The organism is Acinetobacter sp. (genome assembly GCF_041919735.1).
In the GTDB taxonomy this organism is placed as follows: Bacteria; Pseudomonadota; Gammaproteobacteria; order Pseudomonadales; family Moraxellaceae; genus Acinetobacter.
Map to the genome: position 1 here is coordinate 83,333 of NZ_JAYRTF010000006.1, position 12,668 is coordinate 96,000.

The following is a 12,668-nucleotide window of genomic DNA, read 5'->3' on the forward strand; positions in this document are numbered from 1 at the left end:
CGAAGATGACTGAAAATACTCAACTGAAAACCAAAAAGTATGGCCGTCCAGACGACGAACGCGTCATTAACTTTATGAAAATCGCCAAGCCGGCAGCGATCATCTCGATCCTGCTGACGGTGGCCAGCATTTTCTTCATTTCCACCAAAGGCCTGAACCTCGGTTTAGACTTTACGGGCGGCGTATCTGCTGAGCTGAACTACAGCCAGCCGGTGAAAGCTACTGAAGTGACTGATGCGCTGGCAAAAGCAGGATTTAAGGATTCTGTGGTGCAGACCTTGGGCTCTAACCGTGATTTAATGGTGCGCATGCCCGTACAGGAACATGCTGAAGCGGAAGATTTAACCAAAGACATCACCGCTGCCGTGCAGCTGCCGAACAACAAGGCTGAAGTGCATAAAGTAGATGTGGTTGGCGGTCAAGTTGGCAACGAGCTGTATGTCCGTTCTGGCGGTGCAGTAGCCTTGGCGCTGCTGCTGATGCTGGTTTATGTTACCATCCGCTTTGAGTTCAAGCTGGCGCTCGGTGCTGTCCTATCGTTATTCCATGACATCATTGTGACTGTCGGCATTTTCGCAATGATGCAGTGGCCATTTGACTTAACCGTATTGGCTGCGATTCTGGCGCTGCTCGGCTTCTCGCTGAACGACAACATTGTGGTTTCCGACCGTATCCGTGAGAACTTCCGGAAAATCCGCGGCGCGCCGCCTTTGGAAATCGTCAACATTGCCTTGACTGAAACATTGCGCCGTACCATTCATACCTCAATGACGCTCTTGCTTGTGGTTTTAGCCATGATGTTCCTGGGCGGCGAAGGCTTGCACTGGTTCTCTGTAGCCATGTTTATCGGCGTGTTTGTCGGCACCTATTCTTCAATCTATATCGGTACAGCCTTTGCTCTATGGCGCGGCCTGAACCGTCAAGACTTTATTGTTCAAGTGAAGCCTGAATTTGAAGAAGAGAATGAAATTCCGCACTGATCAGCATAGCTGACACAGCCAAATCAAAACCCATCTTCGGATGGGTTTTTTTATATCCACATTAAAAATAAAATGGCCATGCGGGCAACGCGCCGAGGCGTTTAATGCTGTATCAATTGAATCTGCGGAAAGGCAAAGCCGGTGCAGGACAGCGCAGAACGCCATGCCACCGTAATCATGACATGCGCCAGCTGATAATTTTGATAGGCAAATACGCCCAGTTCCGGATGGCTGCAGATGCCGCCATTGTGCTGCGGATGCGCCTGTGTATCCAGTTCATCCAAGCTCATGCGGATGCCGAGGCCGGAGGCTTTCAAGATGGCTTCTTTGGCGGTCCAGACTTTAAACCAGTATTCTTCCGGACAGTCCGATGCTTCCCATGCGGCCAATTCACGCGGATGAAAAGCATGCCGCGCCAAAGCCTCAAAACGCACCTTGCGCGCTAGATCTTCGACATCGACCCCGATATCCTTGAGATCACGGCTCATCGCCAAAGCATAATTCTGCTGGCTGTGTGAATGGTTAAAGGCAATGTTCGGGAAATGTGTTAAATACGGTTTGCCAAATTCAGTGCTGCTGAAATCGCCGTTCTGTATAGGCTGCTGCGCCAGCTCAGCCAAGTGCTGATTGCGCTGCGCATAGATTTGCTGTTTTTTATAGTGCTGATAGCCGCGCATATCGGCAAAAACCTCGCGCGGCAAAGGCGCGAGCTGAGGCAAAGCATGCACATCCACTTGAATCATGCTGATCTTCGGCATTCTGTACTCTGCATATTTTCTCAGCTCGGTTCATTTAAGGCCTAAATCCCCTTAGAATTTTACAATATCGCCTTTTAATGCTACGCCAGCCACTGCGGTGCCTTTCGCACATTGATACGTTGTGGTGCTGCGGGTTTCATTCGACTTGTAGTAGCTGACCAAGTTGGTCACCGCATTTGCGCCTTTGGCTTTTGCGGTGTTCTGGAATTGAATCAGCGCCGAACGCAGCACATGATCACAGGCATTTTCTGCAGTTTTCGCAAAACCATTGGTTTTTTTATTGGTCACTAAGCCCTTTTGAATGACTCTGCCGCCGGACTTGGTGCCCGCCAGATAAAATTTGACCGAACCATCCAGTGCGCCATCCGCAACAGCGCGGTCGACCGCTTCTTTAAAATTAAAATCATGCATAGCATCCGCTGCATGTACTGCGGCTGTTCCGCTGACCGTTAACACCGCAGCTGCACATAAATTTTTCAATAGCATTGTTATAACCCTCGTCTAATTTAAACTTGTTTAAAAATCAAGGAGGTATTAATTCCTCCAAAAGCAAAGTTATTGCTCATAATGATTTGCGTTTCTGCTGAGCGCATCTCATGCACAATATAATCTAAATCGCCGCAGTCACTGTCAAGCGCATCTAAGTTTAAAGTCGGCACCAGCTGCTTGCGGTGCATCATTTCAATGCTGAGCCAGGCTTCAATCGCGCCGCAAGCGCCTAAGGTATGGCCAAAATAGCTTTTTAATGAACTGATCGGCTTTTTACCCAAAATCCGCGCGGTGGCTTGCGACTCCGCCACATCGCCTTGATCGGTTGAGGTGCCGTGCGCATTCACATAGCCAATCTCTGAGGCATCAATTTGCGCATCCTTCAGCGCCAGCTGCATGCAGCGCCCCATCATTTCAGAATCCGGGCGCGTCACATGCTGGCCATCCGTATTGGTGCCATAGCCGATGATTTCCGCATAGATTTTGGCGCCGCGCGCTTTGGCATGTTCATATTCTTCTAAAATCAGGCAGCCTGCACCCTCGCCCACCACCAAGCCGTCACGGCCTGCATCAAAGGGCCGCGGTGTTTTTTCAGGATGCCCATTTTGCGTACTGGTCGCCAGCAGCACATCAAAGACCGCCGAACCGGCCGCGCTCAGCTCTTCTGCGCCGCCAGCAATCATCACGGTCTGCTTGCCGTATTTAATCGCCTCATACGCCTGGCCAATCGCCATAGAGCCTGAGGTGCAGGCACTAGAGGTCGGCAGGGTCTGTCCTTTCAGGCCAAAATACACAGTCATGTTCACTGCGCTGGTATGCGACATCATACGGATGTATGTCGTCGCATTCAGCTTGTTCATATTGTTATCGAGCAGCATGGCGCCAAATTCACTGACCGCATCAACACTACCTGCAGATGAGCCGAAAGCCACTCCTGCATTACCGCTCTGCAGAATTTCATGCTGCAGCAGGCCGGCATCTTCCAGCGCTTTTTCCGCACAGACCACTGACATGAGTGCGACACGCCCCATGCCGCGGGTGACTTTGCGGTTAAAGTGCTTCGGCACCGTAAAATGTTCAACAGGCCCGCCTAATTTACTGCGCAGATCACCATAAACTTCCCAATCCGGCATGTAGCGAATGCCGCTTTTACCGGCAGAAAACTGTTCAAAAATCTGATCGGCGGTTTCCCCCAAAGAGGTAATACCCGACATTCCCGTCACTGCAACGCGTTTCATCAGATCAATCCTCCATTCACCGAAATGACTTGGCGGGTAATATAGCTGGCGTCATCACTGCATAAAAATTTTACGGTTTTCGCCACTTCCTCCGCCTGCCCCATGCGCTGCATCGGGATCATTTTCAGCGCATGCTCTTTCACTTCATCGGTGACCATTTCGGTTTCAATTAAGCCTGGCGCAACGCAGTTGACGGTAATTTTACGTTTGGCCAATTCCAGCGCCAGCGCTTTGGTCGCGCCAATCAGGCCAGCTTTGGCTGCGCTGTAGTTGACTTGGCCGCGGTTGCCCATCACGCCGGAAACGGAAGATAAAGTGACGATGCGGCCGCCCTGCTTTAAGCGGATCATCGGCATCATCAGCGGCTTCAGCACATTGTAAAAACCATTCAGCGAGGTCGATACCACATCATCCCAATCGTCATCGGTTAATGCGGGGAAAGCGCCGTCACGAGTCAATCCAGCATTCAGCACCACACCGTAAAATGCGCCATGCTCAGCCACATCCTGCTCTAAAATTGAGGCTATATTTTCACGGTCATTCACATCAAACATCAGCACATGGCTGTTTTGACCCAAAGCCTGAATGCTTTTTGCCACCTGCTCTGCATCCTGCTGACGGGAGCGCGCATGCACCGTGACATCAAAACCGGCGTTGGCCAATTCCAAAGCAATGGCTTTGCCTATGCCTCGGCTGGATCCGGTCACTAAAATTCTTCTGCTCATGCCTGCACCCCGATGCTTTCTTTTACATTTTCTGGTTCAAATACACTCAGCATGGCGCTGAATTGATGTTCTTGATATTCAATTTGGCAGCTGAATTGCCCTAAACCTTCGTGCAGATAGCTCTGCTCCACCCGAATCCGCACAGTGCTGCCCAAAGCAAAATAAGCGCAAGGCAGCTGCATTTTACGGGTGCCCAATAAAAAGCCGATTTTCGGCGGCAGGCCCTTGCTCTGCCCTTTATGGCCTGCATACGCGCTGATGGTCTGCGCCATCAATTCAATGCTGCTCCATGTCGGCAAGCCTTCCGCTTCACAGAACATCAGCTCAGGGCGAATCTGCAGCTCGGCAACCGCATAGCTGTCATTGACTTCAATCAGATGATCGACAAACACCATCGGCTTTTGATGCGGAATAAACTGTACGGCATCCATCATGGCAAAACGCGTCCTAAAATTAAACTGATATTGCTGCCGCCAAAGGCAAAGGAATTGCTCATGGCATAGCGCATCGGCTGCGGCAAACGGCTGTCCCGCACGTAATGCTGATCCGCCAGCGCACTGTCCAGCTCACCCGCATGATGCAGCGGCAGCCATGACTGATCCAGCAAAACCTGCTGGCAGATATACGCTTCTATCGCGCCGGCTGCGCCCAGGCAATGCCCGGTTTTATGCTTGGTGCTGCTCAGCGGCACGTGAACATCGACAAACACGCTCTGCACGGCTTTAATTTCCATGGCGTCATTTTGCGGCGTCGAAGTGCCATGCAGGTTTAAATAGCCAATATCAGCTGCGCTTAAACCCGCTGCATTGAGCGCTTGTTGCATCGCTTCAGCCGCGCCCTGACCTTCGGGATGCGGCGCAGAAATATGCCATGCATCCATCGATTCACCGCTGGACAGCAGCATGACCGGCGCAGGCGCTTTAGACAGTAAAAATAATCCAGCCGCTTCACCGATATTGATGCCGTCACGGCTGGCGCCGCAAGGCTGGCAAATGCTGCTGGACAGGCTTTCCAAACTGTCAAAGCCATTTAAAGTCAGCTTGCATAAGGTATCCACGCCGCCAACCAGCACGGCATCGGCTAAATCGGCATTCAGCAGGCGCTGGCCCGCAGCCATGGCTTTGGCCGCCGAAGAGCAGGCGGTGGAAATGGTATAGGCCGCGCCTTCCCAGCCTAAATGTGCCTGCAAAGCTTTGGCCAAACTGCCCATTTCCTGCTTTTGATGCAGCACAGGCGTGCTGGACTGCTGCTGAAAGCGCGCTTTCAGCATGCTTTCGTTGTCGGCAATGCCCGAAGTCGATGTGCCGATCACCACCGCAAGGCGCTGTTTCGGAAACTGAGCCGTATAAGCACGCACATCGGCTTCAATTTTCGCCAAAGCCGTTAAGGCAAAGCGTAAATTGCGCGAGCCTGCATCCTGCAGCTCAGCAGGCACGTCACTGCTTAAAGCCTGCGGATACGCCCCCACCCAGACACTGCGCCCGGCAATGAGATCTGTGCGCGCAGACAAAGTGCTTTCATCCTGTGTCAGGGCATTTTGCAAGGCCGCGGCATCCTGTCCCAGTGCAGACAAGGCTGCGCTGAATTGAATACCTACGGCTGAGGATAAATTCGGCTGCTGATCAGTGCTCATCGGCGTCCCCATTATTTGCTCTGGCATCGTTTTCCACACCATCGTTTTCCGAGCCATCATTTTCCAGCGTATTGCTGACTGGGCTGATCACCATCTGATACGGCACCTGCAGGTTATCCAGCTCAATGGCCTGATTCTGCTGCGCAATCTTCAGCACCGGCTGCTGCTGAATATAAATGGTTTGCCCCGCAGAGCTTTGCTCAACCTTGACCTGCTCCGCATGCTGAGCCGCAAAATTCGGATAGGTCGCGTACAGCAGATCACGCACCACATAATCAAAAGGCAGCGCTTTCATTGGATCAATGCGCTGTTCCACGTGGACCCTCTGCCCATCAAAAGCCAGCTTAAACAGCTGCTGCCCGGTCAGGCTGAGCGCCAGCATCTTTAGCTGCTGCCCGTGCTGCTGCTGATACAGTAAAAAACTGAAGCCATGTGTTTTCCACTGCACTTCAATTTGATCCTGACGCTGATAACGCTGATTTTGATCACTCTGCGCAATCCATGCCGGCGATGCCAAGCCCTGCGCTTTGGGCAGCATTTTAGGCACTAAGCTTTGACAGCCGCTGCACAGCACAGCGCCGGCTAAAAATAGGCTGGAGAATTTCAAACTCAGCTTAAGTTGCATCAGTTAACGCTTCTTTTTGCTGCGCTTCACGGCAATATTCCGCCAATGTGCTGAGGCGCTGTTTGGCATTGCGGTGAATCGGATTTGCGGTATCCCATGCATAGCCGGCCAGCAGTGATGCAATCATGCGGCGGATTTTTTCATCTTGGTTTTTGGAAAACACCACATCCTGAAATTCGCCGGTGTACCAAGATTCCACATAAGCGCGGAACACTTGAATGCCTTTGCGCAGCGGTTTTTCATACTGCTCCATCCAGTCCACCGGCTGGCCTTGCAGCACTTGATCGACCAGAGGAATGGCCAAGCTGGATGATTTCAGCGCAATGGTCACGCCAGAGGAGAATACAGGATCCAGGAACTCGCCGGCATTGCCGAGCAGCGCATAATTAGGCGCAGCCAAATGCTTCACATCTGCCGAATAGCCGACCAAAGTGCGTACAGGCATATCGTGTTTGGCATTGCGCAGCACTTGCGACAAGCTGGCATCATCCGCCAAAATGCGTTTTTGCAGCGCTTCCAAATCATAATCTGGGCTGCCGTCATAACCGTATTTTTCAAAAAAGTCCTGTTCCGCCACAATCCCGAATGATGAACGGCCATCGGCAAAGGGAATCAGCCAATACCATGCGCGGTGATCTTTTTCGTGCACGGTGATCAGAATTTTTTCCCGGTCGAAATCAGGATCATCCAGAATGCCGTCTTCAATATGGGTAAACACGGCGCGGCGCACTGGAAAATCGGACGGGCTTTCCAAATCTAGGAATTTCGGCAAAATCCGGCCAAAACCGCTGGCATCCAGCAGGAACTTGCCTTGAATTTGATAAGGCTGACCTTGTTCATCTTTCACCGCTAAAATAGGATGCGCGCTGTCTACATCCACTGCGGTCACTTCGTGGCCAAAGCGGATATCTGCGCCCATTTTCCCGGCCTGCTGCGCCAGAAGATGGTCAAAATTGGCGCGGCGCACCTGCCATGTAGTGCCCGGCCCTTCACTGAATTTTTGGGTAAAATTATAGAAACTGCGCTGCTTGCCTTTTAAAAACGCGGCGCCATTTTTAAACTGAAAAGCATATTCATCAACATGCGCGCGCACCGTATCCAGCAAACCGGCTTCTTCTAAAAACACCATCGACTGCGGCAACAGCGACTCACCGATCGAAAAACGCGGAAAATACTGCTTTTCAATCACCGTCACCTGATAGCCTTTTTGACGCAGCAGCGCCGCAGCGGAACTGCCCGAAGGCCCTGCCCCAATAATTAACACGTCTGTTTGCTGAATAGCGCTCATAGCACTGCACCTTCTAACTTCTTATTTCAGCTCTTTGGCTGATACTGTTGAACCACAGTATGTTTCTCATCGGACGATGTAAACAGTGTGGCGTAAATAAATGAAAAAATAACCCCCAGCAGCACCGTCAGGCCGAAACTGTGGATGGCGTAGGTATGGCTGAAGGACAGCAGGCCAAAACCGAAGAATGTCGACATCATGCACAGGAACAGCGCCATGCCGACCACTTGCGGATGGTCATGCCCGTGGCGGTAGAAAATCGCATAGTCCACACCAATGCCGATGATCAGGAATGTGCCCATGATGCTGAATAGATTGATTTCCACGCCCAGCCACGCCTGAATCGCAAAAGTGGTCATCAGCGCCATGCTGACCGGCAGCACCAGCGGCAGGATGGATTTTTTCCCATACAGCAGGCCTAAGCCAATGGCTAAAAGCGCCAAAGCGCCGATTAATAAGCGCTGCGCATGCTCGCGGTGCTGCTGGAACAATGCTGACAGCTGATGCACCGGCCGCAGCAGCTGTGCATTTGCACTATTGAGCTTTTCTAATGCAGGCATATCGTTGACCTGCTGCAGCATCACTAAGCGTTCAGTCGGACTGATTTGCAAAAAGTGCAGAGGATGATGCTGAAACTCGGCATCTGACAGTATCGGCTGATCTTTCAGCTGGGCTTGCCACTGCAACACCTCTGCGGGGTTCAGCTGCATGGCCTCGGCATATTTGCTTAACGCGGATGCAGGAACCGCCTGCAGCAAGGCGATATTCTGCCGTTGCTGCACTGCAGAGGGCAGCCATTGCCCCAAAGCCTGCACACCTCGCAATTTGCCCTGCTGCTGCAGCACAGACAACTGGCTCAGCAGCTGCTGTTCATGGCGTTCCAATTCTGCAGGCGTTTTACCGCGCACCACAAAATAATCACTGCCCTGCTGCTGCATAAAGCGCTCGCGCACATACTGATCTTCCTGCTTTAAGCGTTGATCCATACTTTGCAAGTTACGGATGTCATCATTGCTTTTTAAGAACAGTAAGCTGCTGCCGGTCACGGCAATAATCAGCGCCATCACGGCATAGCGCAAGCGGCTGCGTGCTTGAATAAAATGGCGCGCTTGGCCAATAAAGCTGAGCACACGGATTGCCGGTTCAGCATTCAGCGCAGGCAGGCGCGGCAGCAGCAAAATACTGGTGATCCATGCCGCGCTCAGGCCGACCATGGAAAAAACGGCAATCTGCCGAAAGCCGGGAAATGGGGTAAAGCTCAGCACCACATAGGCCAGCAAAGTGGTCATTAGACCGACAAACAGGCTCGGCAGCAGCGGCTTGAGTACGGCAAATCCATCCAAGTGCCGATGCTGCGACTGCATGGCCATAAAGTAAAAAGAGAAATCGACACAGACCCCGATCAGGCTGGCGCCAAACACCAATGTCATTAAATGAATTTCACCGAAAACCCAATAGGTCACGGCAAAGGCCACCAAACTGCCGGTACTGACCGCGACCATTTCAGTCAGCATCGGACGCGCCGAACGGAAGCCAAACCAGACCAGAAGCAAAATGCCGAGAGTTGAACCCACGCCAATGGTGGAGATTTCTTCCTTGGCGGAGTTGGTGCCAAATTGCGCAAACAGCAGCGTGCCCGTCCAGTGCGGCTTGACCTGCAGCTGGCTGAATTGCTGATTCATCTGCTGGATAAAGGCCGCGGTCTGCGCTTGATAGTCAATATTATAGGGGCTGTTTTTCAGCGCCAAGACCATAAGGCGGGACATGCCGCGCTCATCACGCAGGGTGGCAAAGCCCTGTTCGAGGCTGATATCCGCATTATCCTGCAACGCACTCAAGCCCATGGCATAGCGCGGAAACAGCAGCAGCGGATCCTGCTTCAGCAGCTCTGCCGTGACCGGCATGCCCGGACTCATCAATTGCAAGAGGCCTTGTTCTGTTAAAGCCGCGTAATCTTTCTGCTGCAGCAGCTCGCGGTCCGTTTGGGTCAATAAGCCCGCCTTATGCTGATACAGCACACGGGAAAACTGTTCATAATCCAGCTGCGGCTGTACCGGCTGAAACAGCTGGCTTTGATCGGCCTGCTGTTTCAAGGCCGCGGTGGCCTGCTCCAGCTGGTGATCATTCTGCGCATCCAGCACCACAAAAACTTTGTCATTCAGCTGGCTGCTGACATAATTCTGCGCACGCTGCAGATTCGCATCCTGATGTGTTTCTGGCAGCAAGGCAAAAATATTGGTCTGAATTTTAATGCCATTGTTCAGCCATGCCGTAGCTAAAACGACCGCAATGACACAGAGTACGACCAGCCAAAGGGCGGTAAATTTATTTTGCCAATTGGAAAAGCGCATTTTCCGCAGCCGTTAAAGTTTGAGGTTGAGCACTTTGCTGACTAAAACGGATGACAGTGCTGTTATTGGCTTTTTCCTGAATCGCAATGCGGTTGACGTAGCGCTGGCCTTGCGCATCAACCCGGACAAATAGCTTCTTAAACAAGCTGCTTTTCGGGGTCAGCACCACATTCCACTGCGCTGGGCTGTAATTGGCTGAAACCACGTTAAAGTTTTTCGCCAGCGCGGCTTCATTGCCGGACATCAGCTGTAAAAACATGGTGGCAACAGAGCCGTATGGGGTTTTATCCACTTCAATCTGGCTGGAAGTGCGCTGCGTTTTCTGCACCAGCTTGCGCGGCGTCACGATTAAATCAGCTTTGACAGGGCTTTGAATCTGCCACAGCACGCCCTGATTTTTACTGAACAGCACTTCGCCTTTCGAAACATAGGTTTTATTCAGCGAAGCCAGTTTTTTCTGCTGTTCAAAATTGGCGCGCACCACAGGCACTGCGCCCAGCTGGCTGAAAATCTGCTTGAGTTCCGTATTCTGCGCCTGTGCTGCCGGAGCAAACAGCGCTGCAGCCGTCACTGCGCAAAACAATAGTGATGAAATAGACCGATTGTGCTGAAGAAACATATTCTACTCCACTTTAAATTCAGGCCATGCCTTCAGGCAATCGAATAGCACCTGCGGCGACTGGTAACACATTTCACGTGTCGCAATCTGCACCGCCACTTGCGTGGTATAGCCTTTGGTGAGGCGTCTGCCCGAAACTGCATCAAAAATCTGATACTCAATTTTCAGGCGGTTTTCCCATTCTTTTAAAATTGCGCGTACACGGATTTTTTGTTCAAATTCGATGCCCTGCACATAGCGCACATGGCTTTCAATCACCGGCCAGGCATAGCCGGAATCACGCATTTGCGTATAGTTATAATGAAACTGATCCAGCAGCTTACAGCGGGCAATTTCAAAATATTTTAAATAATGCCCATGCCAAACCACATTCATAGTGTCTACATCATGAAAAGGCACATCAATGATCACATCTGCATGCATCGCTCTATCCTTCGCTTATACAGCCATGCTGTTTAAAAGTTCTAAATCTTCAAAACGGTCCACCAGCGCCTGCAGCTCGTTTTGTAAAGGGCGATCTTCCTCCACATAGTTGAAGCTGTGAAGCACCCACTGTTGAAATGCTGTTAATACAGGACTGAGTTCTGTATCCAGCCCTTTCAGTTTCACCGCCTGCACCGCTGCACAGCTCAGCGCCGCCATGACCTGTTCAGTCAGGGTGATTACGCGGCTGGCATCACGGGCCGCAATGGTGCCCATGCTGACCTTGTCCTGATTGTGGCATTCGGTTGAACGGGAAAAAATTGACGCGGATAAGGTCTGTTTCAGCGCTTCTGCTGTCCATGCCGACACCCCGATCTGCACGGCTTTAAAACCATGGTTCAGCGGCAGGCGTTCCGGGCTTGAACCGGTCAAGTTGCGCGGCAGGCCGTTATTCATTTTATAGTCGACCAATTGCGCCAGCTGACGGTCCATCAGGTCGGCAATATTGGCAATCATGATTTTCAAGCTGTCCATGGCTTGCGCAATATGGCCGCCATAGAAATGGCCACCATGCAGTACACGCAGGTTCACGGGATCAATCAATGGATTGTCATTACTGGAATTCAATTCATTTTCGATAAACTGGCGCAGCCACACTTTGGAATCTTCAAATACGCCGATAATATGCGGCGCACAACGCAGTGAGTAGCGATCCTGCAGGCGTGAGCTTTGATGCTCCGTCTGCACTTGGCTGTTTAGCCAAACTCGCAGTTGAGCAGCAATCTGCTGCTGGCCCAGATGTGGTTTTTGCGCAAACAGTACTTCATCAAAATGGCTAGAATTACCTTCCAGCGCCAACACATTCAATGCCGTCACCATGGTGCTAGCCAAAGCAATCTGTTCGGCTTTTTTATAGTTCAGGCACGCAATGGCGGTCATGACTGCCGTGCCATTCATCAGCGCCAAACCTTCTTTCGGACGCATCACCAAAGGCTGCAGGCCTTTTTCAGCATACACCTCTGCAATCGGTACAATCTCGCCTTGATAATACACATCACGCTCACCGACCAAGGCCCCAGCGATATAAGACAATGGGGTTAAATCACCGCTGGCGCCGACCGAACCTTCAGAGGGAATCACCGGAATCACATCTTCATTCAGCATCCATGCCAAACGCTGCAGCAAGGCGTGCGATACACCTGAATAGCCGCGCGCCAGCGAACACAAACGCACTGCGACCACTGCACGTGCAGTGATTAAATCCAGATTCTGCCCCATGCCGCAGCCGTGAAAACGCGACAAATGCAAAGGCAGTTCATTCACTTGATGCGGTGGAATTTCCACTAGGCAAGAATCACCATAACCCGTGGTCACGCCATAAATTACGCCTTCGTCTTGCAATAACTGATCGAGAAAATCTGCACCGCGCTGGATCAATGCATTCCATTCATCAGACGCTGGCAGCGCCACTTGATGCTCTTTTCTAGCAACAGCCACAATCTCTTCAATGCTGAGCGGTGTTTCCCCAATCGTTAACAC

At 51.6% G+C, this 12,668-nt stretch carries 13 protein-coding genes; 1 reads left to right on the forward strand and 12 read right to left on the reverse strand.

What is annotated here, in order from left to right; all coding sequences use genetic code 11:
* Positions 1-5 precede the first annotated feature (5 nt).
* Entirely contained in the window at positions 6-980 is a 975-nt protein-coding gene (secF, locus tag ACE3T3_RS05130; RefSeq protein ID WP_374664714.1) for a protein translocase subunit SecF, read from the forward strand.
* Between the two features lie 101 nt (positions 981-1,081).
* On the opposite strand, the gene ACE3T3_RS05135 is transcribed toward secF, so the two are convergent.
* The 12 genes from ACE3T3_RS05135 to hutH are packed head-to-tail and all read right to left on the reverse strand — an operon-like array spanning position 1,082 to position 12,668.
* On the reverse strand, positions 1,082-1,738 hold the full coding sequence (locus ACE3T3_RS05135) for a 4'-phosphopantetheinyl transferase superfamily protein (protein ID WP_374664716.1): 657 nt from the start codon (positions 1,736-1,738) through the stop codon (positions 1,082-1,084).
* 51 nt (positions 1,739-1,789) lie between these two features.
* On the reverse strand, positions 1,790-2,224 hold the full coding sequence (locus ACE3T3_RS05140) for an excinuclease (protein WP_374664718.1): 435 nt from the start codon (positions 2,222-2,224) through the stop codon (positions 1,790-1,792).
* A gap of 20 nt (positions 2,225-2,244) precedes the next feature.
* Complete coding sequence (locus tag ACE3T3_RS05145; RefSeq protein ID WP_374664720.1) at positions 2,245-3,465, reverse strand: beta-ketoacyl-ACP synthase; 1,221 nt, start codon at positions 3,463-3,465, stop codon at positions 2,245-2,247.
* Positions 3,465-4,190 (reverse strand): 3-ketoacyl-ACP reductase FabG2, encoded by a 726-nt coding sequence (locus ACE3T3_RS05150; protein ID WP_374664722.1) that lies wholly within the window; start codon positions 4,188-4,190, stop codon positions 3,465-3,467. The genes ACE3T3_RS05145 and ACE3T3_RS05150 overlap by 1 nt, the downstream gene beginning before the upstream one ends.
* Positions 4,187-4,624: a 3-hydroxylacyl-ACP dehydratase gene (locus ACE3T3_RS05155; RefSeq protein ID WP_374664724.1), complete on the reverse strand. Its 438-nt coding sequence runs from the start codon at positions 4,622-4,624 to the stop codon at positions 4,187-4,189. Before ACE3T3_RS05155 ends, ACE3T3_RS05150 begins: the two co-directional genes overlap by 4 nt.
* On the reverse strand, positions 4,621-5,850 hold the full coding sequence (locus ACE3T3_RS05160; protein ID WP_374664726.1) for a beta-ketoacyl-[acyl-carrier-protein] synthase family protein: 1,230 nt from the start codon (positions 5,848-5,850) through the stop codon (positions 4,621-4,623). Before ACE3T3_RS05160 ends, ACE3T3_RS05155 begins: the two co-directional genes overlap by 4 nt.
* The gene (locus ACE3T3_RS05165) at positions 5,813-6,448 is read right to left on the reverse strand and encodes a DUF3261 domain-containing protein (protein WP_374664728.1); all 636 of its coding nucleotides are present in this window, start codon (positions 6,446-6,448) and stop codon (positions 5,813-5,815) included. The genes ACE3T3_RS05160 and ACE3T3_RS05165 overlap by 38 nt, the downstream gene beginning before the upstream one ends.
* A complete protein-coding gene (locus ACE3T3_RS05170; RefSeq protein ID WP_374664730.1) occupies positions 6,438-7,736 on the reverse strand; it encodes an NAD(P)/FAD-dependent oxidoreductase in 1,299 nt (432 codons plus the stop codon). The genes ACE3T3_RS05165 and ACE3T3_RS05170 overlap by 11 nt, the downstream gene beginning before the upstream one ends.
* A 26-nt stretch (positions 7,737-7,762) precedes the next feature.
* Positions 7,763-10,087: an MMPL family transporter gene (locus ACE3T3_RS05175; RefSeq protein WP_374664733.1), complete on the reverse strand. Its 2,325-nt coding sequence runs from the start codon at positions 10,085-10,087 to the stop codon at positions 7,763-7,765.
* Positions 10,062-10,706 carry an outer membrane lipoprotein carrier protein LolA gene (locus tag ACE3T3_RS05180; RefSeq protein WP_374664735.1) on the reverse strand — a complete coding sequence of 215 codons (645 nt, stop codon included), beginning with the start codon at positions 10,704-10,706 and terminating at the stop codon, positions 10,062-10,064. The genes ACE3T3_RS05175 and ACE3T3_RS05180 overlap by 26 nt, the downstream gene beginning before the upstream one ends.
* Positions 10,707-10,709: 3 nt before the next feature.
* Positions 10,710-11,129: an acyl-CoA thioesterase gene (locus ACE3T3_RS05185; protein ID WP_374664737.1), complete on the reverse strand. Its 420-nt coding sequence runs from the start codon at positions 11,127-11,129 to the stop codon at positions 10,710-10,712.
* A gap of 15 nt (positions 11,130-11,144) precedes the next feature.
* The gene (hutH, locus tag ACE3T3_RS05190) at positions 11,145-12,668 is read right to left on the reverse strand and encodes a histidine ammonia-lyase (RefSeq protein WP_374664739.1); all 1,524 of its coding nucleotides are present in this window, start codon (positions 12,666-12,668) and stop codon (positions 11,145-11,147) included.